This is a genomic window from Leclercia adecarboxylata (assembly GCF_006171285.1).
Lineage (GTDB): Bacteria > Pseudomonadota > Gammaproteobacteria > Enterobacterales > Enterobacteriaceae > Enterobacter > Enterobacter barmai.
On sequence record NZ_CP040889.1, the window covers coordinates 266576 to 289011 of the forward strand.

At 57.5% G+C, this 22436-nt stretch carries 20 protein-coding genes; all 20 read right to left on the minus strand.

Translation table 11 applies throughout. The features are described from left to right. Nucleotides 1-30: 30 nt before the first annotated feature. Nucleotides 31-927: a UTP--glucose-1-phosphate uridylyltransferase GalF gene (gene galF, locus FHN83_RS03180; protein ID WP_039030253.1), complete on the minus strand. Its 897-nt coding sequence runs from the start codon at nt 925-927 to the stop codon at nt 31-33. A 178-nt stretch (nt 928-1105) separates the two neighbouring features. Beyond that, on the minus strand, nt 1106-2491 hold the full coding sequence (wcaM, locus tag FHN83_RS03185; protein WP_139563214.1) for a colanic acid biosynthesis protein WcaM: 1386 nt from the start codon (nt 2489-2491) through the stop codon (nt 1106-1108). 11 nt (nt 2492-2502) lie between these two features. Further along, nucleotides 2503-3723: a colanic acid biosynthesis glycosyltransferase WcaL gene (gene wcaL, locus FHN83_RS03190; protein ID WP_039030255.1), complete on the minus strand. Its 1221-nt coding sequence runs from the start codon at nt 3721-3723 to the stop codon at nt 2503-2505. Further along, nucleotides 3720-5000, minus strand: coding sequence for a colanic acid biosynthesis pyruvyl transferase WcaK (wcaK, locus tag FHN83_RS03195; protein ID WP_039030256.1), 1281 nt, complete (start codon nt 4998-5000; stop codon nt 3720-3722). The genes wcaL and wcaK overlap by 4 nt, the downstream gene beginning before the upstream one ends. Nucleotides 5001-5051: 51 nt before the next feature. Then, on the minus strand, nt 5052-6530 hold the full coding sequence (wzxC, locus tag FHN83_RS03200) for a colanic acid undecaprenyl disphosphate flippase WzxC (RefSeq protein WP_139563215.1): 1479 nt from the start codon (nt 6528-6530) through the stop codon (nt 5052-5054). A 1-nt stretch (nt 6531) separates the two neighbouring features. Continuing rightward, the gene (gene wcaJ / locus FHN83_RS03205; RefSeq protein WP_039030258.1) at nt 6532-7926 is read right to left on the minus strand and encodes an undecaprenyl-phosphate glucose phosphotransferase; all 1395 of its coding nucleotides are present in this window, start codon (nt 7924-7926) and stop codon (nt 6532-6534) included. A gap of 81 nt (nt 7927-8007) precedes the next feature. Further along, nucleotides 8008-9378 (minus strand): colanic acid biosynthesis phosphomannomutase CpsG, encoded by a 1371-nt coding sequence (gene cpsG, locus FHN83_RS03210; protein WP_139563216.1) that lies wholly within the window; start codon nt 9376-9378, stop codon nt 8008-8010. Nucleotides 9379-9487: 109 nt separating this feature from the next. Then, nucleotides 9488-10924, minus strand: a complete 1437-nt coding sequence (gene cpsB / locus FHN83_RS03215; RefSeq protein ID WP_039030259.1) for a mannose-1-phosphate guanyltransferase — start codon at nt 10922-10924, stop codon at nt 9488-9490. Between the two features lie 3 nt (nt 10925-10927). Continuing rightward, nucleotides 10928-12151, minus strand: coding sequence for a colanic acid biosynthesis fucosyltransferase WcaI (gene wcaI, locus FHN83_RS03220; protein WP_139563217.1), 1224 nt, complete (start codon nt 12149-12151; stop codon nt 10928-10930). Further along, complete coding sequence (locus FHN83_RS03225) at nt 12148-12621, minus strand: GDP-mannose mannosyl hydrolase (RefSeq protein ID WP_138369962.1); 474 nt, start codon at nt 12619-12621, stop codon at nt 12148-12150. The genes wcaI and FHN83_RS03225 overlap by 4 nt, the downstream gene beginning before the upstream one ends. A gap of 2 nt (nt 12622-12623) precedes the next feature. Continuing rightward, complete coding sequence (gene fcl / locus FHN83_RS03230; RefSeq protein WP_039030262.1) at nt 12624-13589, minus strand: GDP-L-fucose synthase; 966 nt, start codon at nt 13587-13589, stop codon at nt 12624-12626. A 2-nt stretch (nt 13590-13591) separates the two neighbouring features. Then, a complete protein-coding gene (gene gmd / locus FHN83_RS03235) occupies nt 13592-14713 on the minus strand; it encodes a GDP-mannose 4,6-dehydratase (protein WP_139563218.1) in 1122 nt (373 codons plus the stop codon). A 27-nt stretch (nt 14714-14740) separates the two neighbouring features. After that, nucleotides 14741-15289, minus strand: a complete 549-nt coding sequence (gene wcaF / locus FHN83_RS03240) for a colanic acid biosynthesis acetyltransferase WcaF (protein ID WP_138369959.1) — start codon at nt 15287-15289, stop codon at nt 14741-14743. Between the two features lie 15 nt (nt 15290-15304). Next, nucleotides 15305-16051 (minus strand): colanic acid biosynthesis glycosyltransferase WcaE, encoded by a 747-nt coding sequence (gene wcaE / locus FHN83_RS03245; RefSeq protein ID WP_138369958.1) that lies wholly within the window; start codon nt 16049-16051, stop codon nt 15305-15307. Between the two features lie 11 nt (nt 16052-16062). Continuing rightward, nucleotides 16063-17283, minus strand: a complete 1221-nt coding sequence (gene wcaD / locus FHN83_RS03250; RefSeq protein WP_139563219.1) for a colanic acid polymerase WcaD — start codon at nt 17281-17283, stop codon at nt 16063-16065. Next, nucleotides 17258-18475 (minus strand): colanic acid biosynthesis glycosyltransferase WcaC, encoded by a 1218-nt coding sequence (gene wcaC / locus FHN83_RS03255; protein ID WP_139563220.1) that lies wholly within the window; start codon nt 18473-18475, stop codon nt 17258-17260. Before wcaC ends, wcaD begins: the two co-directional genes overlap by 26 nt. Further along, nucleotides 18472-18960: a colanic acid biosynthesis acetyltransferase WcaB gene (gene wcaB / locus FHN83_RS03260; protein ID WP_103792230.1), complete on the minus strand. Its 489-nt coding sequence runs from the start codon at nt 18958-18960 to the stop codon at nt 18472-18474. Before wcaB ends, wcaC begins: the two co-directional genes overlap by 4 nt. A 2-nt stretch (nt 18961-18962) precedes the next feature. After that, entirely contained in the window at nt 18963-19802 is an 840-nt protein-coding gene (gene wcaA / locus FHN83_RS03265; RefSeq protein WP_039030281.1) for a colanic acid biosynthesis glycosyltransferase WcaA, read from the minus strand. Nucleotides 19803-19822: 20 nt separating this feature from the next. Continuing rightward, entirely contained in the window at nt 19823-21985 is a 2163-nt protein-coding gene (gene wzc, locus FHN83_RS03270; protein WP_039030269.1) for a tyrosine-protein kinase Wzc, read from the minus strand. Between the two features lie 2 nt (nt 21986-21987). Beyond that, nucleotides 21988-22431 (minus strand): low molecular weight protein-tyrosine-phosphatase Wzb, encoded by a 444-nt coding sequence (gene wzb / locus FHN83_RS03275; RefSeq protein WP_039030270.1) that lies wholly within the window; start codon nt 22429-22431, stop codon nt 21988-21990. Nucleotides 22432-22436 lie beyond the last annotated feature (5 nt).

Consider the following 22436-nt stretch of genomic DNA (forward strand, 5'->3'; position numbering starts at 1 on the left):
CACTGCCGTTAGACAACGACGAACCAATCGTTAATCGTTGGTTAAGAGCTTCGTCATGCTTTCGCGGAACTTCTGCCCTTCTTTATGGTTACGCAGGCCATACTGTACGAACGCCTGCATATACCCCAGTTTCTTACCACAGTCGTAGCTGTCACCGGTCATCAGCATTGCATCAACGGACTGCTTCTTCGCCAGTTGCGCAATGGCATCCGTCAGCTGAATACGATCCCACGCGCCTGGCTCGGTACGTTCCAGCTCGGCCCAGATCTCTGCATTCAGCACATAGCGGCCGACGGCCATCAGATCGGAATCCAGCGTCTGCGGCTGATCCGGTTTCTCGATAAACTCAACGATACGGCTGACCTTACCTTCTGAATCCAGCGGCTCTTTGGTCTGAATAACGGAGTACTCAGAGAGATCGCCCTTCATGCGCTTCGCCAGCACCTGGCTCCGGCCCGTCTCGTTAAAACGCGCCACCATGGCTGCCAGGTTATAGCGCAGCGGATCGGCAGAGGCGTTATCCAGAATGATATCCGGCAGGACAACCACAAATGGGTTATCGCCGACCACAGGACGCGCGCACAGAATAGAGTGGCCCAGCCCCAGCGGCTGCGCCTGACGCACGTTCATAATGGTCACGCCCGGCGGGCAGATGGACTGCACTTCCGCCAGCAGCTGACGCTTAACGCGCTGCTCCAGAAGGGCTTCAAGTTCGTAGGAGGTGTCGAAGTGGTTTTCCACCGCATTCTTGGAGGAATGGGTAACCAGAACGATTTCTTTGATCCCTGCAGCAACAATCTCGTCGACGATGTACTGAATCATCGGCTTGTCAACGATCGGCAGCATCTCTTTAGGAATGGCTTTTGTGGCCGGGAGCAAATGCATGCCCAGACCGGCTACCGGAATGACCGCTTTCAAATTAATCATATATCTTCCACCTTAAAATGGTTGCCGAATTATAGCCCTTTAGCCTGGTTTCGCCAGCACGAATTGCTACAAATCTGGAGATGATGTTACGCAATTACAGCGTAAATTCCAGTGGATGCAATCCGAATACCGGCGCTTTAATTCCAGGAATCCTCGCAAAATGCCGGCTGGCTAATATTTAGCGCTTCGGCAGTTTAAAATTCAGCCGTTCCGTGTTGATTGTATGATGGTCAATTCGGTCGATATCGACAGAACTTTGCCCCTTCTCATTAACCGCGTTAATGTTCGCAAGCGAGAGCAGCGTCTCGTCACGCGCCATAAATTTCCCGCGCACATCCTTACGCAGATCGAAATTCAGCTTCAGAGCTGGCCCTCGCTCTGCGTCCTGCATCACGTTGATATTGCGCATGAAAAGATGCTGAGGTTTATTGTGCAGTTCAAGCGTTGCCCGTTTCATGTCCATATTGGTGAGCGCCACGAAGGAAGTTTTATTGCCGGAGGAGATCTGTATTCCACGCAATTTCCGCGCAAGGTTCCGGTTGTCCATCTGGATATTGTTGAGGCGAAAATTCTGCGGTATCGACAAATAATCGCCTTTGATCACCCCGTAGCCAATTAACATCCCGGCGCTGTCGATCATCTCAACATTATCGATGACAAAGTTATCGCAGCCGTATATCGCTACCGTTGCGTTATCAATACCCGCTTTTTTGCTGAAGTCCGGGGTGATATTCCGGGCCTTAACATTACGAATGATAAAGTGTTTGCCGTTTTCAACATGTACCAGCTGGCGGCAGTTGCTGCCGGTAATGTTCGCCACCACGAAGTTCTTAACCGACTGGTCTTCGGGGTAATTATTATCGTACGTGCTGCCGGCCAGACCGATGCCGATCCCCCAGTTAATCTTGCCGTTGGTACAGTCGATATGGTCGATGACGTGGTCTGAAATCAGGATGTTCTTGTCGTTGATCGCCACGTTCCACTCGATGGCGTCGCCCTGCAGGTAGCTGAAATGACAGTTGGTGATCTTCACCCCGTCCAGCTGATTATGAAATCCCTGACGCAGGATCGCATAGTTGGCTTTGGTGACCCGCAGGTTGTCGATCAGCAGATTGCGCATCACCCGCTTCTGTTTGCCGCCGATATAAATCTGGGTCACCGGGCCATAGCCGCTCATCGCCAGGCCCTGGATCACGCAGTCGGAGCCGCGCACGTCGAGGGTGATATTTTCGCTGCGCCCCTCCCCTTCGCCAATCACCTTGCTGCCATCCTGCAGCACCAGGCGGCCCCGGCCGTTGCCGGTCAGCGCCCCGCGAATGCGCAGGGTTTTGCCTTCGGGGATAAAAATGGCGGCGTTGATATTTTCACAGGTGAGCCCAGCGGGCACCACCACGGTATCACCCTCAGCAAAGGCCTTTTTGAAAGCGGCGATCCCGTCACGAAGGTCATACCGGCTGATGTCTACCGTGGCGCTGTTCGTGGCGGCCCGTACCCCTACCAGCGGCGCGGCCGCCAGTACGGTACAGGTGGTGACAAACGCGCGTCGCGTCATCTCTTTCGGCATATCGCCTCCGTTTAAAGCGTGTGTAGCAGAGTGGCTAACTGTCGATTGATAAGATGCTGGTTGAAATCGGTCTCCACCTTTTTGCGCGCGTTATGCAGCACGGGGGAGAGCTCCTGATGGGCGATGGCGGCAAACCGTTCCAGCTGGTTGGCCAGCGCCTCCGGGTTGTTCTCTTCCACCAGCCAGCCGGAATGGCCGGGCTCGATGAGCTCAGGAATGCCGCTGTGTACCGTGGAGACCACCGGAATGCCCACCGCCATCGCCTCCATCAGGGCAACCGGAATGCCTTCCATATCGCCGTCCGTACCGGTGACAGACGGGAGTAAAAAGACGTCGGCAGCATCAAGCATCGCCTTAACTTCATGGCTGGGCTTGAAGCCTGGCATCTCGACATAGGACTCCAGCTGATACTGCTCGATCAGGGTACGCAGGCGGCGCTCCCAGGGGCCGATGCCCAGAATGCGGTAGTGGAAATCCACCCCGCGCGCTTTCAGCTGGCGGCAGGCTTCGATCGCCACGTGGAGCCCTTTTTTCTCGGTCAGGCGCGCAACAGAGATAATTTGCAGTGGACTACCGGGCGCTTTAACCGGCCGTTGGGTAAAACGTTGCATGTCCACGCCCATGCGCGAAACGGTGATTTTCTCCGGCGGACAGCCCATGGTTTTGAGTCGCCCGGCCCACAGGTCGCTTATTGGCAACATCATGTCGCCGCGCTGAAAGAGCCGCTGGTATTCAGGCGTATAGTGGTTCAGCACCTCGCGGCTGGAGATATCAATCCCGTGAAACACCGTCGCGATTTTCCCCTCAATGACACCCAGTTCGCGCAGCTTGGCCGCCGTCACCCCGGCCGGTCCAAAGTGGGCGATAAATACATCCGCACGCCAGGGGCGCTGCGTCTGGCCACAAATGGCGGAGAGGATCAGATTGCGCGATTCGGCGCCGTAGCGGGAGACATTCAGCGCTTTCCATGTGCCGGGGCGATGCAGCCCGCGCAGGGTCTGGCGGGCGCGGTAGCGCAGTTTCGCCAGCTTGCCCTGGGGCTCATCCTGCAGCCAGCGGGTCTTGCTGGCCAGGTCATACTGGGTCCAGGCGGCGTGGGTGTTCTGGGTATCGCCCTTTTGCAGGGCGATAATCTCCACGTCATATCCCATATCAATAAAGGCGGTGATCTGGTTAAGCACAAAGGTCTCAGACGAGAGCGGGAATTTCAGTAAGAAGAAACCAACCTTCATTTGCCCTCCCCGACCCGATCCAGCACCGATTTCACCATGTTGATGCCGTTTTCACGTTCGGCCTTCACCGCCACCGCCAGGCGTTCGTTGATAGCCGGAAGCTGGCCGAGCGTGTCCCCAACCATCGCCCCCAGGGAGCCGTCCAGCAGATGGCGAATATCCACCGCCATCTCCGGCATACCCAGCTGCTGCATGATCCCGGCAGACTTGTGCTCGTAGTTAATGGCAATCGCTGGGGTGCCGAAGTTCATGGAGATAATGGCCGAATGCAGGCGGGTGCCCACGGTCAGGTCGCAGGCGCCCAGCAATTTGCCCATCTCCAGGTCGTTAAGTTCGTCCATCACCACGTGATAGCGCGACGGATCGCTGACGTGCTGGCGCAGGTTCAGCGCCACCATGCGGTCATCTTTGTTGTAGCTGTCGATCCCGGTACAGGTGGAGAGCGCCAGCACCTGGTAGCCGCTGTCCAGCACCCGGTTGACCACCTCGGCAAAGGCCTTTTCGTAGGCCGCCTGGGTGGTGCCCAGACGCTTATCAAACGGCGCCAGCTCGCGCAGGGTGATGGCAACGGTCTTCTGCTGCGCGGCCACGTTCAGCCAGTGCTGCACGGCATAGCTCGGGGTAAAGTTCGCTTCCTGATGATCCACCAGCCAGGCGGTATCCACCCCCTGCTCCACTTTGGTGGTGTCGATTTCGCTGCGCTGCATCAGATTCAGGCTCACCGACTCGCGCAGGATCAGCGCGTCACAGTGGCCAAACACATAGTTTGCCAGCTGGTTGAACTGTGGATCCTGGAATGGCCCGACGCTGTGGCCGACCATATACAGCGGCTTTTTCGCCATAAAGGTGCAGAGCGCATGCTCGAACTGCGGCACGCCGTAGAGGTCGACAAAAAACGATCCGCCCACCTGAATGATGGCGTCGTAGCCGGAGAGCAGACGGACAAAATCGGTAAAACCCTGGGCGATGGCGATATTGCGCAGCTTGCCGGTGTCGGTCACGCGGGACAGCAGCACCTGATGCTGATAGCGGCGGCGCAGCACCTTCTTCACGCGGCCCATCATGCCGGCGGCGCTGTTATGCTGCTTCATCTGGCTGTAGAGCGGATCGCCCATCACCGGGCGGTTCAGCAGCCAGGAGGAGCTCACCGGGTAGCGGCTCATCACATCCACTTCTGTCTCAGGCGACAGGGCGTAAATAGCATCCAGCAGGCCGCGCAGGATGGCGCTGTCACCACGGTTACCACAGGTATGGTTGCCCAGAATCAATAATTTCATAATAACCTCTTAAAAGATTCCCCTCCCCAAAGGGTGAGGGGGAGGAAATAATTAACCTGCGCGAAGCAGCGTTTTCATCTTTTCGTTGCGGCAGAACTGGCGTTTGATCTCCACCACCAGCGCGTTGCGCGACAGCACAATCATTACCGCGAAGGCCAGCGCCCCGGCGGCGACCTGCACCGCCAGCAGCGCGGCCAGCGGCAGATGGCCGTTAAGGGCAATCCCTAAGCCATAGCTCACCGCCAGCGTCGGCAGCGAGAGGTAAAACGGCAGCCACAGGCTAAGAATGTACTGGCGGTAGCTGGAGCCCAGCACCGGCTTAATCATCACGAAGTAGCTCAGGACGGTATTGATAATCTGCACCAGCAGGAAGCCCAGCGTGACGCCCATCGCGCCCGCCAGGTGGCCGCCGATAACGATCGCCGGAATAAACAGGAACGTTTTGAATACGTTGAACTTAAAGCTGATATCGACGCGGGCTTTGGCCATCAGCAGCGAACCAATGGGGTTACCGACGGAGCGCAACAGCCCCACGATGCACAGCAGCTGCAGGATCGGCACAATGCTTAACCACTTCTCGCCAAACACCAGCGGCACCAGATTGCCGGAAACCACCATCAGCCCCAGCAGGGTCGGGAAGTTAATGATCCCTACCACCGACAGCAGCTTGTAGAAGTTGATGCGCAGCTTGTCGGTATCGTCCTGAATTTTGGCGAACGCCGGGAACAGCACGCGGGTGATGATCGGGTTGAGCTTCATCGGCGGTACCACCGCCACGTTGTACGCCAGGTTATAGCCCCCGGCGACGCTGGCACCCAGAATACGGGCCAGCACCAGGGTGGAGAGGTTGGTATTCACGTAGTTGATGATGCTGTCGGCGGTCAGCCACGCGCCGAAGCGCAGGTTAGAGGCCACCGACGCCAGCGAGAAGTGGAACCCCGGACGGTAGATTTTGCGGCCGAAGTAGCCGAACAGCAGGGTGCGCACGGCAGAGTTCACCAGATAACCGAGGATGGCGGTCATGGCCAGCGGCCAGAAGTGGGCGCTGACCACGGTGAAGGTAAACCCGGCCAGCACCGAGCTGGTTTCAATCATGCCGATTTTGCTGAACTCCAGCTCCTTTTGCATCAGCGCGCGGAACTGCTGGCCGTGGGGGATCACCACAAACGCGAACGACAGCGCACGCATCAGGGGGCCAAGTTCAGGGTTGTTCAGGGCGTCAGCAATAAGATCGCTCAGCAGAAACAGCACCACGAACACCAGGATACCCAGGCCGACGTTTAACCAGTAGAGGGTGGTCAGCTCCAGCTGGCTAATCTCTTTGCGCTGAATAATCGAGTTGGCGATGCCAAAGTCCGACAGCGTATCGGCCAGGGCGATGATCACCAGCGAGACGGTCAACAGGCCAAACTGGTGGCTATCGATAATGCGCGCCAGCACCGTCATCTGCACCAGCCCAAGGCCGATGATGATCACCGTGGCGATAGCCGACCACTTTGCCCCGCTGAGGGTTTTTTCACGTAAGCTCATGTTAGTACGCCGCTTTGTTCACAAAGCCCTTAAAGACGGTGAGAAAAACGATTTTGATATCAAACCAGAGGCTCCACTCGCGGATGTACTCCAGGTCAAACTCAATGCGTTTCTCCATCTTTTCCAGGGTGTCGGTCTCGCCGCGCCAGCCGTTGATCTGCGCCCAGCCGGTGATCCCCGGTTTCACTTTGTGGCGCAGCATGTAGCCTTCGATCAGCTGACGATACTGTTCGTTATGCGCCACCGCGTGCGGGCGTGGACCAACGATGGACATGCCCCCGGTAAACACGTTGATAAACTGCGGGAGTTCATCCAGCGAGGTGCGGCGCAGGAAGTTACCGACGCGGGTTACGCGCGGGTCGTTTTGCGTCGCCTGGGTCACCACCGCGTCGTTCTCCATCACCTTCATGGAGCGGAATTTCCACACCATGATCGGCTTACCGTCCATGCCGTAGCGGGTCTGGCGGAAGATCACCGGCCCCTTCGAGGTGAGCTTCACCGCCAGGGCAATGGCGCACAGCACCGGGGAGATCAGCAGCAGGATCAGAGAGGAGAGGACGATGTCCTCCACGCGCTTCAGCACCCGGTTGAGGCCGGAGAGCGGCGTGTCATACAGCGGCACCACCGGCACGCCGTTCACCTCTTCGATACGGGAGTGCAGAATGTTAAAGGTGAACACATCCGGAATGAGGATCACCGAGCAGGTGGTGTCCGCCAGCTTGCGCATCAGGGTTTTAATTCGGGCCTCGTCGCTCATCGGCATGGCGATGTAGACGTTGTGGATCTTGCCCGCTTTGGCATCGTCCACCAGCTGGGAGTAATTACCGGCCCAGTCAGCAGGCACGCCGCCGGGCTGCGCGTCGTGATAGACCCCGACCACATCAAACCCCAGCCACGGCTCTTTGCGAAAACCGTCCAGCAGCGCCAGCCCGGCCGGCATGCTTCCGGCCACCGCCACCCGGCGGGTGTTGTAGCCACGGTTACGCAGCCAGCCCGCGCCAAAGCGGATAAGGGATCGGCAGACCAGCATGCCCACGCTGGTCAGCAGATACCAGGCAAAATAGGTGGCAAAGCGATTATCAAAGTCGTTATTAAAGGCCACCAGCCCGAAGCTGAAGACCAGGCTTAAGGTCCAGTTCTGCAGCAGCAGCTGCAGCTCGGTGGTGATTTTGACGCCGCGCCATGAGCGGTAAAAGTCGGTCATCCCGCCGATCATCTGGAAGACGACCAGGGCGATCAGCGCCATCAGCAGGTGCATGTAGAGGAACGGCAGCCCGCTGAGTTTACACACCATCCACAACCCACCGAACATGATGGTGATATCAGAAAAACGCTGCACCATAGAGATTAACGATGCATTCGTTTTGGCTCGCTCGCGCTTTTTTAGATTTGTCATCGTTGTTCCTGTTGTTTATCCCCTCACCCCGGCCCTCTCCCCTCTGGGGAGAGGGCCGGGGTGAGGGGAGAGGGGCAAGGATTACTGATTCAGCAGCGCCATAATGTCCTGCGTTCGCGCCGCCATCAGCGCCGCATCGGCGCGGGATTCCACGTTCAGGCGCACCACCGGCTCGGTGTTTGACGAGCGCAGGTTGAAGCGCCACTGCGGGAAGGTCATGCTGATGCCGTCGGTACGGTCGATCTCCAGCGCGTGCAGGGCAAAGTGATGCTCCACGCGGGCAATCGCCTCGGCAGGGGCCGCAAGGGTGCTGTTGATCTCCCCGCTCGCCGGGAAGGCCGCCATGCGGTCACGCACCAGCTCACCCAGCGACTGGCCCTTCAGGCACAGCAGCTCGGTCACCAACAGCCACGGGATCATCCCGCTGTCGCAGTAGGCAAAATCGCGGAAGTAGTGGTGGGCGCTCATCTCGCCGCCGTAAATGGCGTCTTCCTCACGCATGCGCTCTTTGATGAAGGCATGCCCGGTTTTGGACATCACCGGGGTGCCGCCCGCTGCGGCGACCACGTCCACCGTGTTCCAGGAGAGACGCGGGTCATGGATGATGCGCGAACCGGGGTTTTTCTCGAGGAATGCTTCCGCCAGCAGGCCGACAATGTAGTAGCCCTCGATAAACTGCCCTTTTTCGTCGAACAGGAAGCAGCGGTCAAAGTCGCCGTCAAAGGCGATGCCCATGTCGGCGCCGTGTTCGATAACGGCGTTGCGGGTATCGGCCCGGCACTCCGGCAGCAGCGGGTTCGGTATACCGTTCGGGAAGTTGCCGTCCGGGGTGTTGTGAACCTTCACGAAGGTGACCGGCACGTTGAGCGCTTTGAAGCGGGCTTCGAGAGCATCCACCACCGGGCCTGCCGCGCCATTCCCGGAGTTAATGACCAGCTTAAGCGGCTTGAGGTTTGCCAGGTTGATGTAACCCAGCAGGTGGTCAATGTAGGCCCCGCGCAGATCGATTTTTTGATAGCTGCCGCGTTTCGCCTCATTCACCGGCGGGAAGTCGTTGGCTTCCGCCAGACGCTGCACGTCGCGCAGGCCGGTATCGCCGCTGATCGGGCGAGCCCCCTCGCGCACCAGCTTCATGCCGTTGTAGTCCATCGGGTTATGGCTGGCGGTCACTTCGATCCCGCCGTCGACGCCCAGGTGGAAGGTGGCGAAGTAGATCTCTTCGGTGCCGGAAAGGCCGATATCCAGCACGTCGACGCCCGCGTCCTGCAGCCCTTTCGCCAGCGCCAGCTTCAGCGCTTCGCTGGTCAGGCGCACGTCGCCGCCCAGCACGATGGTTTTTGGTTTTAAGTATTCGCCGTACGCGCGGCCAATGCGCCACGCAATGTCTTCATTCAGCTCTTCACCGAGCTTGCCGCGAATGTCGTAGGCTTTAAAACAGGTTAATTTTTGCATCATTACCCCTTTTTCAGGCAACAGTTGGCCCGACCCGGACAGGGCCAATTTAATTTTGTTGTTTTGTAGGCCCGGTAAGCGCAGCGCCACCGGGCAAAATGCGTGAGCGCTAGACCCGCCCGTATCTGTCCTCAAAGCGGACGATATCGTCCTCTTCCAGGTACGAGCCGGAGCGCACTTCAATCAGATCGAGGGGGATTTTCCCCGGATTTTCCAGGCAGTGGGTCGCCCCCAGCGGGATGTAAATCGACTCGTTTTCACCGAGCAGGGTCTCGACATTGTCGATGGTGACTTTGGCGGTACCCGCCACCACCACCCAGTGCTCCGCGCGGTGGTGATGCATCTGCACCGACAGCCCCTCGCCCGGCTTAACGGTGATGCGTTTCACCTGGTAGCGGTCGCCCTCGTCGATGGAGTCGTATTTGCCCCACGGACGGTAAACTTCGCGGTGAATGTGGTGCTCATGACGGCCATCGGCCTTGATCTGCTCCACCACTTTTTTGACGTCCTGCACCGCGTTGCGATCGGCAATCAGCACCGCGTCTTTGGTCTGCACCACCACCAGGTCCTTCACCCCGACGGTAGTGACCAGGCCAGACTCGGCGTACACATAGCTGTTTTCGGTTTTATGGCTGATCACATCCCCGTGATGGACGTTACCTTCCGGTGACTGGGCGCTGATCTCCCACAGAGAGGACCAGGAGCCGACGTCGCTCCAGCCCGCATTCATCGGCACCACCACCGCATCGGCGGTTTTTTCCATCACCGCGTAATCCACCGACTCCTCGGGGCAGGCGAGGAACGCAGCTTCGTCCACGCGGATAAAGTCCAGATCCGGGTCGACGGTAGCCATTGCGCGTTCGCAGGCTTCGAGGATGTCCGGGCGATATTTTTGCAGCTCTTCCAGATAGCGTCCGGCGCGGAACAGGAACATGCCGCTGTTCCAGTAGTACTCGCCGCTGGCGACGTAGGCCTGAGCGGTTTCCATATTGGGTTTTTCGACGAACTGCGCCACGTCAAAGGCCAGGCTGTCGCCCTCGCCCGGCGTGACGTTGCCGCGACGGATATAGCCATAGCCGGTTTCGGGCAGATCCGGCACGATGCCGAAGGTCACCAGCTTGCCGCTGTCGGCATACGGGATCGCCGCCCGCACCGCTTCGCGGAACGCCTCTTCCTGCTGGATGACGTGGTCTGCCGCCAGCACCAGCATCAGCGGATCGCAATCCGGGCTGCTGCGCTGCGCTGCCAGTGCCGCCAGGGCGATGGCCGGGGCGGTGTTGCGTCCGGCCGGTTCAAGAATGATGTTTTCGGTGAGCTTGTTCAGCTGACGCAGCTGCTCGGCGACGATAAAGCGGTGCTGTTCGTTACAGATCACTACCGGGCTTTCGCAGTCCACGCCGTTAAGACGGTTCACCGTGGTCTGCAGCATGGTGAGCTCCCCTTTCAGGCAGAGGAACTGTTTTGGATAGAGCACGCGGGAGAGTGGCCATAACCGGCTACCTGAGCCACCCGCCATCACAACCGGGTACAACGTATTCTTATTCATGATTTATCCCCGAATATCTGCAATAAACTGGTTCAGCACGTTCTCTTTCTCGAGCGTGCGTTCGGCATAGTCACGCGCTATCGCGTTCTCTTTGGGCATAGATAAGGCTTGTTCGATCCCGCTTACCAGCGCGGGCACCGATTCAGGCTCGACGCACACCGCGATCCCCGGCAGGCTGTCGCACAGCTGGCCCAGCTCGGTGTGGGCCTCGGCGGTGATCACCGCGTTGCCGCCCACCGCCAGAATGTTGGTCAGCTTGGAGGGCAGAACGGCATCCGCCGCGCCGCGCTTTTGCACCACCAGATGGCAATCGGCCATCTTCAGCAGCGCCGGTAAAGCGTCGTAAGACTGTAGCGGCAGGAAGCTGACGTTCTGCAGGCTGCGCTCCTGGGCCATTTTTTCCAGCCTTGCCTTGCCGCCGCCCTGGCCGACAATCACAAACTGCCAGGGTTGGTCGCTGACCTGTTCGGCGGCCTCAATCACACTTTCGAGTCCTTGCTTCAGGTTGATGTTGCCCGAATAAAGAATGAGTTTTTTTGCTTCTGGCAGACCCAACTGCTCGCGCAGGGCTGCGGCATCCGTCGGTGTTACATCGCGAAAACGCGCCACTTCTGACCAGTTGGGAAAGAAGATCACTTTTTCCGCCGCCACACCCTTCTCCTGCGCCTTGTTCATCATTGAGCGCGAGATAGTGGAGACGTAGTCAACGTTACGCAGACCGTTGCGCTCGAAGGCGCTGGCCATTTTCGCCACCTTGCCGCCCTTGCCTTTCCCGGCCATTCCCAGGCCCAGCATGGCGTCCACTTCGTAATCCTGAATGTGCAGCAGGGTGCGCGCGCCCGAGAGTTTGCCCAGCAGGCGCATGCCCGGGGTGCAAAACAGGGTCGGCACCACGCCGATAATGCGATCCGGCTTCCAGCGACGTTGCGCCATCAGCGGGAAGAAACTGCTCAGGGCAAAGCTGCCCAGATGAATCAAACGTTTTAAGGTCGATGGCTGCTTCGGCACGTACAGCGGGCAGCGCCAGACGGTGGCGGCGCCCTCTTCACGACGGTAGCGCCAGCTGGAGTAGGACTCGCCCACCTGCCACTCCGGGTAGTAAGGCGGTGCGGTAATAACCCGCACCTCATGGCCCTGGCGGGCCATCCATTCGACCATCTCGCCGGTGTACTTACCGATACCGGTCAGTTCGGGGGAATAGTTAATTCCGTATACGAGGATCTTCATAGTCCCGGCACTCCGGCCTGCTGCAGAAAATAGGCCCGGCTGTTGTCATGCACGTTATCGCTTGCCAGCAGCTGTTCTGCCGTCTGCCAGCGGTAGTCGTCATGCTGTGCATCAGGCAGACGCAGGTCCGCCTGATGCACCTTCAGGCGAAAACCGAGCACCACGTAGTGGGTGGTGAAATCGGTGCCGGAAAAGTTGTCGTCATAGAAGTGCTGCCAGACACCGTAGAACTGCCCCGCCGTCATCGGCAGACGGAGCCCCAGCTCCGCCTCCGTCAGACGCGCAAAGGCATTTTCCAGCGTCTCGTCTTTCTGCACCCGCCCGCCCGGTACGAACCAGTAGCCCTGCGCCGGGCGGTTGGTACGCTGCCCGAGCAGGAACTCACCGCGCTCGTTCTCCACAATCAGATCGATGGAGATAAGCGGGGTGGAACGCACCACAGTGGCAAAATCTTCCTGACTCAAAAACATAGTTACCCCCGGAAGCGGTGCTGGTTTTCCAGGAACCACTGGTACGTGCTGGCCAGCCCCTGCGCCAGCGTCACCTCGTGGAACCAGCCCAGCTGGTGCAGACGGGTCACGTCCAGCAGCTTGCGCGGGGTGCCGTCAGGTTTGGTGGCATCGAACACCACGCGCCCCTTGTACCCCACCACCTGGCTGATGGTGAGCGCCAGCTCGCGGATGGTGCAGTCCACACCGGTGCCGACGTTGATGTGCGACAGCATCGGCTCGGTGTTCTCCTGCCACACCTCCTGAGCCAGCTCCATTACGTGAATGCTGGCAGCCGCCATATCGTCCACGTGCAGGAACTCGCGCATCGGCGTGCCGCTGCCCCAGACCACCACTTCCGGCGCGTTACCGGCCTTCGCCTCATGGAACCGGCGCAGCAGCGCCGGGATCACATGGGAGTTGCTCGGGTGGAAGTTATCGTTCGGGCCGTACAGGTTAGTCGGCATTACCGAGCGATAGTCGCGGCCATACTGGCGGTTATAGGATTCGCACAGCTTGATCCCGGCAATCTTGGCGATGGCGTACGGCTCGTTGGTGGCTTCAAGCGTGCCCTGCAGCAGCTCGCTCTCGGCAATCGGCTGCTTCGCCATCTTCGGATAGATACAGGATGAGCCGAGGAACAGCAGCTTGTTCACGTTGTGCAGGTGCGCCGCGTGAATGATGTTGCTCTCGATCATCATGTTCTCGTAGATGAAGTCCGCCGGGTAGGTATTGTTGGCAACAATACCCCCCACTTTTGCCGCCGCCAGATAGACCTGGTCGATGCGCTGTTCGGCAAAGAAGGCCTCTACCGCTTGCGCATCCAGCAGGTTAAGCTCGTCACGACCGCGCAGCACCAGTTCGACGTTGCCACGCTGTTCCAGCTGGCGGACGATCGCCGAACCCACCATCCCGCGATGTCCGGCAACAAAAATACGTTGTTTGGTCATTCTCAGGACTCCAGCGCGATGGCAACCTCGTAGCCGTGGGATTTGAGCAGGGAGTGTTTTTTCGCCGCTTCAAGATCTTTAGCCACCATTTCGGAGACCATCTCCTGCAGCGTGGTTTCTGGTTTCCAGCCCAGTTTTTCGTGCGCTTTGGTCGGGTCGCCCAGCAGGGTTTCAACCTCGGCAGGACGGAAGTAGCGCGGATCAACTTCCACAATCACGTCGCCCGGCTGTACGCCCGGTGCGTCGTGGCCGGTCACGGAAACCACAATGCCCTTCTCTTCCACGCCGGTGCCTTCGAAGCGCAGTTTGATGCCCAGCTGAGCCGCTGCCATCTCAACGAACTGACGCACGGAATACTGCACGCCGGTGGCGATAACGAAGTCTTCCGGTTTTTCCTGCTGCAGCATCATCCACTGCATCTTGACGTAGTCTTTGGCATGGCCCCAGTCACGCAGGGAGTCCATATTGCCGAGGTGCAGCTTCTTCTCGAGGCCCTGAGCGATATTGGCGATAGCGCGGGTGATTTTGCGGGTCACGAAGGTCTCGCCGCGGCGCGGGGATTCGTGGTTGAACAGAATGCCGTTACAGGCGTACATGCCGTAGGATTCACGGTAGTTCACGGTGATCCAGTAGGCGTACATTTTTGCCACCGCATACGGGGAGCGCGGGTAGAACGGGGTGGTCTCTTTCTGCGGGATCTCCTGCACCAGGCCGTACAGCTCGGAGGTAGAAGCCTGATAGAAACGGGTCTTCTTCTCAAGGCCGAGGAAACGAATCGCTTCCAGCAGGCGCAGGGTACCGATGGCGTCTACGTCAGCGGTGTATTCCGGGGACTCGAAGGAGACCGCAACGTGGCTCATGGCGCCCAGGTTATAGACTTCGTCCGGCTGCACTTCCTGCAGAATACGGGTCAGGTTGGAGGTATCGGTCAGATCGCCGTAGTGCAGGTGGAATTTCGGGTTCGTTGCGTGTGGATCCTGGTAGATATGATCCACGCGCTCGGTATTGAAAGAGGAGGCACGACGTTTGATTCCGTGCACTTCGTAGCCTTTTTCCAGCAGGAGTTCCGCCAGATAAGAACCATCCTGTCCGGTTACGCCGGTGATGAGAGCGACTTTAGACATGTTTATTTTCTCCAGACTTATCAGAAGTTATTCAGTTTCAACGCGTTCGCGTATCACCACTGCGGGATTGCCACGGCAAAGCCTGTTTGCCGGTAGCGACTTAAAAACACTGCTGCGCGCGCCAATAACGGTACCGTTACCAATTGAGACGCCGGGGGCGACAAATACGTCGGTCGCCAGCCAGCATTTCTCGCCAATGGTTATTGGCTGCGCGTTTATATCAAAATGTTGACTCATATAATCGTGGCTGCCGGTGCACAGATAGCATTTCTGTGATACCACCGCATTCGCACCAATCGAAATATCGCCGAGGGTGTATAACACCGCGTCATCGCCAACCCAGGCGTTATCCCCCAAGGTTAATTTCCACGGGTAAGTAATTTTTACCGAGGGGCGAATCACTACGTTTTTTCCGATTTTTGCGCCGAAGCAGCGTAATAAAAATGCGCGCCAGCGATACATAATTTGCGGTGACCAGGCAAATAACGTTGCCTGAACGGCCCACCATAACTGCACCTTAATGCCGCCTGCGCCGCGAAACCCTTTTGGCACAGAGAAGCCGCTTAATTCCTGCATACTCTTTCCTTATATTCAGACTTTGTTATATAAGGCTTTGGTTTTACCCGTCGTTTTCAGACGTAATAAATAAGATAATTCCGCGAGCGCCCCCGGCATACGCAATATTTCGCGCTGAACTTTTTTGGCGTCCTGACATAATTCCAGATTATTCGAAGTTGACACCCCGCCCATCGAAAATTCAGATACCAGACCCGGCAGGCGTTTAAACGGATAACCGGCTTTATACAGTCGCGCGGTCAGGGCGTAATCCGATGAGACGCGATATTGCAGATCGTACGGGTAGGTTTTTAAACCACTCAGCGGAAAGAAAATCGCCTGATGGCTGGCCGGCAGGCTGTGATAAATATACCAGCCCGGTTTCGCCGCACGGCGCACTTTATTTCCGTCACCAAAATCGAGTAAGGCGTCGCCCATGTACATGGCATTGTCGTTCGCCCGGCTGAGCTGACGCACAAACTGCGCCACGTCGTCATGAAAAATATCGCCGGAGTTCAGGAAAATGGCGTAACGCCCCTGCGCCATATCGATGCCCTTATTCATGGCATCATAGATACCGCGATCCTTCTCGCTGATATAACGTAAGTTATACTCACCGTTGAGTTTTTCGAGAAACTCTGCGGTGCCGTCGTTCGAACCGCCATCCACCACAATCCATTCAAAGCTGAGGCTGGGATCGCCTGCCAGATTGCGCAGCGACCGCCAGGTTTTTACCACACCCTCGTAGTTACGAAAGGCAACAGTAATAACGCTGAGTAACATAAACCACCTCGTTATGAATGCGTAATATTCAGCGCCTTGCGCAAAATAAACGGGCAAACAATTAAGAATGCGTACTCCGGGCTAAATATTGACCCGGTAAAAAACAGCGACACCGGCGTAAAAAGATAAAGCTGTACGCGAAAATTCTGATTATCACCAAAGGCGCTGATCGTCATTTTGAAAACTTTAAACAGATACCACGCCGTTAATAATACTGCGAACCATGAGAAATAAATAATCAGCAGATACAAGCCATTGTCTATTGTTTTTCCGACGTCCGCACCGTTAAAGATTCCGAATGATGCGACATATTCATAAAGTGAGCCGAATCTGACAACGCCGTCAATATGGGTTAAAGAGTACCCAACCATCACCAGCGGACCGATAATACGATAATAAGATGACGACCCTTCGGTACCTAAATCACCCAGACGTTCGGAAATATACGGGAAGGCAAAGACCACCCCGACTAAAAACACCGACAATGAAATGATCGCTAACGGTAACTTTTTCTTGATCGCCTCTTTATTCAGGTACTGAAACGCCCACTCAAGGAGGTAAAACAGAATAAAGGTCATTACCCCGGAGAACGAACCTGACAGAACAATTCCTGCAAGAATCATAGCATCGCTCTTGGGCGTTTTGATACCAAACTGTTTGATGCTGAGCCAAATTGAGATTAACGCCAGAGCGAAGAATGCCGGTTCGAAATAGAGTGCCGTGGTGCGCTTTCCGCCAAATTTAATGAAATTCAGTACATAGCTATTACTGTAAATAAGATATTTCGAAATTATTTCCATCAGGCTACTGCCACCGGTGAGAATAATTTGCGCCATCTCCAGGGCAGCAATAGAAACGATGATGCCAATGACCAGATAAAAGAACCTGAGGATCTTCCGATAATTGTGCGGCGATATCGTTTTAAAGCGAATACTCCACACCATGCCGATGATGATCACGATATAGACAAACAGCATGGTGGAGGTGATATATTTGCTGGCATCCAGCGACTGACCAAAGATGTAGTTGAAGGCCGTCAGCCCCACGCCCAATCCCAGGGCTATCATCAGCTTCTTCACGCTGATTTTGTCGACAAACAGCAACAGCAGCAGCGGTAAGAAGGTGACGATGGTGATGGGGAAACTTTCCCCCAGCTGGGCAATTTTGACGTTGACCAACAGGTAGACCAGCGGCAGCAGCAGATAGCTACAGATTCTGATAGAACGAGACATACTCCTCCAGCATCTGTTGTCCACTGTAGGCCTGGCGGCTGCGGGCGCGGAAAGCCTCAAGGGTGGTGCCAAATACTGCCTGGGCGATCTCCGCCTTCGCCAGCTGCACCAGAGGCAGCACTTCGTTTTCGCTGAAGGTTTTGCCCCCGGATTTTTCCAGCACTTCCCGCGCGGCGTCGCTGTGGGTGGCGATCACCGGCACCCCAATCGAGAGCGCTTCGCACAGGATCAGCGGGTAGTTATCGACCCGGGAGCTGAACACCAGCGCATCCATGCCGTTAAGGGCGCTCATCAGCTTGCGCTTGTCGGTTTCGAAGCCGTGGTTCACCACGTTCGGCCCCTCAAACGGCGAGAATTTACCGAAGGTGTGCAGTTCGATTTTGTCGCCGAGCGCCATCATGTCACGCACCAGCTGCTGGTTAGTTTTGCCGTCGTAGCGCAGATCGTGGGCGACCACGGCGATTTTCGGCTTGCCGGCGGTCACCGCGACCGGGGTCAGCTCGGCCAGAATGGCCTCCGTCGCCACGTCGATGCCGTTGTTGATGATCCGGCAGCGCCCTGCCCCGTACAGGCTGTTAAAAGCATCAGCCACGTGCTGGCTGGGAGAGATAAACTGGCAGCCCAGCGCCAGCATGTCGCGGAACAGCTGACGTTTGCCGTCCACCAGCTGATGGGCGCGATCCACCTTCACCGGCGGGTAGTTGCTGAGGGTCGGGCATTTCTGGCAGTTGTCTTTCCACCCTTCGCAGCCGTCGGTAAAGGCACAGCGGCCGGTCACGCTCCAGTGATCGTGCAGGGTCCAGACGAACGTGGTGTCCGGCTTATGGGCCTGAACGTTCTCGCAGAATGCCACCACCTCTGCAAGCCGAAGCCAGTAGCTGTGCAGCACGTGGAAATGCAGCACCACCGGGCCCGGCGTGCGGGTGACGGTGCGATACAGGCTGTTGAGATTGCCGAACAGGTCGCGGTTAAACAGGCGGAACAGCGCGATGTTGGCCACCGAGGTCAGCCGCGGAGTGTGTTTCACCACATTAGGATAGCGATCGTGGCTGACGCTTTTCTTGCCGCCCTTGCCGTAACCGTAGACAAAGCGCGACTGAAGTCCTTTTTGCAGCGCGCGCTGGTGCAGATCCAGCGCCACCCCTGCCGCCCCGCCCTCGGCGAGACGCACGTTAAATTGCAGAATGTTCATTTGATCACCTTCACGCGGGCCTTCTCGCCCACCACCAGCGCGTTGTCCGGGATGCTGTCGAGCACCACGCTTCCCGCCCCAATAGTGACGTTATTGCCGACGGTGATATCACCGATCATCACCACGTTGGCGCCCAGCTCAACGTTATTGCCGATCACCGGACAGGCCAGGCTGTCCGGGCCGCGGTTGCCAAGGGTCACCCCGTGGCGAATGGTGAAATCATCCCCGGCGACCACGAATTTATTGATCACCACGGCATAGCCGTGATGAATGGTGAAGCGACGACCGATGGTGGCCGCGGCCTGGATCTCGTAGCCGAAGAAGCACTCGGTGATGATGCGATAAAGCACCAGCACCGGCGCCGCCCACAGATTGTTAAGGACGTTCTTTTTGCGCCACACCGAGCAAAAATGGGCCACCCGGTAGGCCAGCACCATGCAGCAGGGGCGCAGGCTCCAGCTGTTTGCGCGACAATCTTCCAGCACCATTATTTCCCCCGCAGTCCATCAGCCAGACGCTTACCGTTACGCACTGAAATCAGGGTCAGCAGCGTGCGCCAGTTCATGCGCTTGTTGCGGATCTGATAGAGCGTAAACAGCTGATATTTGCGGCTGGCGCGGTCGAACTTGTCCCGATGCTTGCGATAGAAGTGGAAGTAGCCGGAGAACTTTTTCGGCGACGAGGTGATCTGCATTTCGCCATGATTGATGTGCAGGATCTGCGTGGCTTCTTCCACCTTCCACGGCTCGCCGTACTCCACTACCATCCGCAGGAAGATGTCGTAATCCTGGGCGGCGGCAAGGGTCGTATCGAACAGGCACTCCTTGAAGCGCCATGCCCAGGTAAAGACCTGATTGCCGATGATATTGCGCTTGTAGAACAGGTGGCGCGAGTACGGCGATTTTGGGTACAACGGCAGGCTGGCGGGCTGGGAGTAGACCTCCCCCTCGCAGACGTAGTCGTTGGCGTATAAAAACGCGTGGGTCACCAGGTGATGCTGATGGGACAGGAAGGTCGACAGCCGGTTCGGCGTCCACTCATCGTCATCGTCGATGCCGGTCAGGTACTGGCCTTTGGCCTGCAAAATGGCCTGGTTGCGGACCGCACAGGCACCGGAGTTGATGGCGTTGTGGGTGTAGATCACCCGCGGATCGTTCAGGTCAGCGACAAACTTTTGCAGCTGCTCGTACGAGGAGGAGCAATCATCAACGATGATCAATTCCCAGTGGTCATAATCCTGGCGCAATACCGATTTTATCGCACGGATCGCCAGCTGCTGACGGTTCCATGTCGGCATATAAATGGAAATCAAAGGACGTGGTGTCATGGTATTCCCCGAATGGCTCATTACTTGCTGTCCGATTTATATTCGTACTCGTAATACCCGTAATCCTGATACCCGCTGGCGCGGCGGAAGATGGAGTTGAGGATCACCCCTTTCACCGCGATGCCGTTCTGCTCGAAGCGGCTGAGGCTGGTTTCCACCTCTTTCAGGGTGTTCACCGCATAGCGCGCCACCATAAGTGTGGTGCCCGCATGGCGGCCGACAACCGCTGCATCTGTTACCGCGAGGATTGGCGGGGTGTCGATCAGCACCAGGTCATAGTTTTTGCTCGCCCACTCCACCAGCTGGGTAAAGCGCTCGCTCATCAGCAGCTCCGACGGGTTCGGCGGCACCTGCCCGCGCGTGACCAGGTCAAAATTAGGGATCGAGGTCGGCTTCGCGCACTGGCTGATATCGCCCTTGCCCAGCAGAATGTCCGACAGACCGTTCTCGTTGTTGGTGCCGAGCAGCTCGTGGGTGTAGCCCTTACGCATATCGCAGTCGATCAGCAGCACGCGCTTGTTGGTCTGGCTGACCACCGCCGCGAGGTTGGCACAGACGAAGGTTTTCCCGATGGAGGGGCTGACACCGGTGAGCATCAGTACGTTGTTGCTGGCCTGCATCATGGCGAAGTGCAGGCTGGTGCGCAGGCTGCGGATGGCTTCGATAGCCAGATCCGTCGGGTTGCCCACTGCCAGCAGCTGGCTCTGTTTGTAGCGTTTGACGCCGTTGGTGGTTTTGACGCTGTCACGCGACTTCTGCCACTCCGACAGCGGGATGCTGGCGTAGACGTTGATGCCGTGCTCTTCAAGCACCTGCGGGCTTTCGATCCCGCGGTTAAACAGGGAGCGCAGCAGCACGCCAACGATGGAGAGCATCAGGCCGAGAATAATGCTGCCGAGAATAATCAGCGCTTTCTTCGGCTTCAGCACGCCAGGCTGGGTGATGGCCGGGTCGACAATGCGCACGTCGCCCACGGTGCTCGCCTCGGTGATCTTCAGCTCCTGCTGTTTATTCAGCAGCTGCATATAGACCTGCTGGCCCGATTCAACGTCGCGGGTCAAACGCAGGATCTCCTGCTGGGTTTTTGGCATCGCGGTGACGCGATTATTCAGCTTCGCCTTTTCCTCTTCCAGGGTCTGGCGTTTTTCCAGCAGCGTGCGGTAGGCCGGGTGACGTTTGGTGTAGAGCTTGGAGATTTCCGCCTCTTTAAAGGTCAGCTCGTTCAGCTGGGCGTCGATGTTGACCATCGAATCCAGCACCGACTTCGCCTCCAGCGGCAGGTCAACGGAGTCTTTATCCTGACGGAACGCGTTGAGCTTGTTCTCGGCCTGATCCAGATGTCCGCGCACTTCCGGGAGCTGTTTCGCAAGGAACTCGAGGCTTTTTGACGCCTCTTCCGACTTGCGCTTCACGTTCTGCGCCTGGTAGTTGCGGGTAATGCTGTTGAGGATGTCGCGGATCTTATCCTTGTCTTCCCCGGTAAAGTTCAGTCTCAGCACCCCGGTATCTTTTCCGGTTTCAGTGACGGTCAGGTTGCCCTGCAGGTTATTGATCATCCCCAGCATCGAGAATTTGCTGACGGTAAACTCGCTGCCGGTCTGGGCATGAATGGCGCTGACCATCATGCTCACGCCGTCTTTTGTCAGCATCTCCCCCACCTTGCCCTCGGCGCTAAACCCGGCGTCGCTGGTGAGCTGATAGCGATCTTTTCCCAGCACCTCAAGGGTAAAGACCTGGCTGGCCCCCCCGGCAGGAAGCGTGAAGGTGGTCACTTTGACGGTGTCGTTCTGACGCCCCATCAACCGATCCCAGCCCGCGCCAAACACCGGGAAGCTGTTTTTGCTGACGCCGATATCGAGATCCAGATCGTCCACGGTTTTGCCCAACACCAGGCGGGACTGGATCAGCTCAATTTCCGCCTGCGAGGCGGGCGGCTTGTTCGCCAGCGCCGAACCAATGTCCTGCACCAGGGAACTGCCGCTGTTCTGCTCAATTTGTACCAGCGCATCGGCGCTGTAGATCGGCGTGGCGAAGAGGGTATAGATCACCGCCGCAACGGCGAACACGGCGGTAATGCCAATCACCCACCAGCGCGCCTCGACCACGGTGCCGATCAGGCGACCAATATCAATTTCATCACCGCCCGCACTCGGGGCGGCAGAAGGTTTTACGTTTGCTGTCATTATTATCCCTGCTGAACGTTCAGTGCCTGTGCCCACTGGCGGGCAGACTGGTCGAGTAAGGTGTAAACCGCCTCAAACGCTTCGTGGCTTTTGCGATAGGGGTCGGGGATCTCACGTTCGTTATCCCAGTGACCAAACAGCATCACCTTGCCGCGCATTTCCGGTGCGATATCGCACAGGGCGTGGATATGGCGTTTTTCCATCGCCAGGATCAGGTCATAATCGCGGCACAGGCTGGCCGACACCTGACGGGCGCAGTGCCCGTCGAGTGAAAGCTGATGCTCTGCGGCAACCTGACGCGCACGCTCGTCGGCACCTTTGCCAACCAGCGCGCCCAGCCCGGCTGACGCCACGGTGAGCTGCGGTTGATACTGTTTCAAAAGCCGTTCAGCGGTAGGGGAACGGCAGATGTTCCCCACACACACCACCAGAATCTTGTTAAACATCGCTA

Excerpts from the sequence above, each read along its gene's own strand:
- galF (WP_039030253.1), bottom strand. The coding sequence starts at position 927 with ATGATTAATTTGAAAGCGGTCATTCCGGTAGCCGGTCTGGGCATGCAT.
- wcaM (WP_139563214.1), bottom strand. The coding sequence starts at position 2,491 with ATGCCGAAAGAGATGACGCGACGCGCGTTTGTCACCACCTGTACCGTA.
- wcaL (WP_039030255.1), bottom strand. The coding sequence starts at position 3,723 with ATGAAGGTTGGTTTCTTCTTACTGAAATTCCCGCTCTCGTCTGAGACC.
- wcaK (WP_039030256.1), bottom strand. The coding sequence starts at position 5,000 with ATGAAATTATTGATTCTGGGCAACCATACCTGTGGTAACCGTGGTGAC.
- wzxC (WP_139563215.1), bottom strand. The coding sequence starts at position 6,530 with ATGAGCTTACGTGAAAAAACCCTCAGCGGGGCAAAGTGGTCGGCTATC.
- wcaJ (WP_039030258.1), bottom strand. The coding sequence starts at position 7,926 with ATGACAAATCTAAAAAAGCGCGAGCGAGCCAAAACGAATGCATCGTTA.
- cpsG (WP_139563216.1), bottom strand. The coding sequence starts at position 9,378 with ATGCAAAAATTAACCTGTTTTAAAGCCTACGACATTCGCGGCAAGCTC.
- cpsB (WP_039030259.1), bottom strand. The coding sequence starts at position 10,924 with ATGAATAAGAATACGTTGTACCCGGTTGTGATGGCGGGTGGCTCAGGT.
- wcaI (WP_139563217.1), bottom strand. The coding sequence starts at position 12,151 with ATGAAGATCCTCGTATACGGAATTAACTATTCCCCCGAACTGACCGGT.
- FHN83_RS03225 (WP_138369962.1), bottom strand. The coding sequence starts at position 12,621 with ATGTTTTTGAGTCAGGAAGATTTTGCCACTGTGGTGCGTTCCACCCCG.
- fcl (WP_039030262.1), bottom strand. The coding sequence starts at position 13,589 with ATGACCAAACAACGTATTTTTGTTGCCGGACATCGCGGGATGGTGGGT.
- gmd (WP_139563218.1), bottom strand. The coding sequence starts at position 14,713 with ATGTCTAAAGTCGCTCTCATCACCGGCGTAACCGGACAGGATGGTTCT.
- wcaF (WP_138369959.1), bottom strand. The coding sequence starts at position 15,289 with ATGCAGGAATTAAGCGGCTTCTCTGTGCCAAAAGGGTTTCGCGGCGCA.
- wcaE (WP_138369958.1), bottom strand. The coding sequence starts at position 16,051 with ATGTTACTCAGCGTTATTACTGTTGCCTTTCGTAACTACGAGGGTGTG.
- wcaD (WP_139563219.1), bottom strand. The coding sequence starts at position 17,283 with ATGTCTCGTTCTATCAGAATCTGTAGCTATCTGCTGCTGCCGCTGGTC.
- wcaC (WP_139563220.1), bottom strand. The coding sequence starts at position 18,475 with ATGAACATTCTGCAATTTAACGTGCGTCTCGCCGAGGGCGGGGCGGCA.
- wcaA (WP_039030281.1), bottom strand. The coding sequence starts at position 19,802 with ATGACACCACGTCCTTTGATTTCCATTTATATGCCGACATGGAACCGT.
- wzc (WP_039030269.1), bottom strand. The coding sequence starts at position 21,985 with ATGACAGCAAACGTAAAACCTTCTGCCGCCCCGAGTGCGGGCGGTGAT.
- wzb (WP_039030270.1), bottom strand. The coding sequence starts at position 22,431 with ATGTTTAACAAGATTCTGGTGGTGTGTGTGGGGAACATCTGCCGTTCC.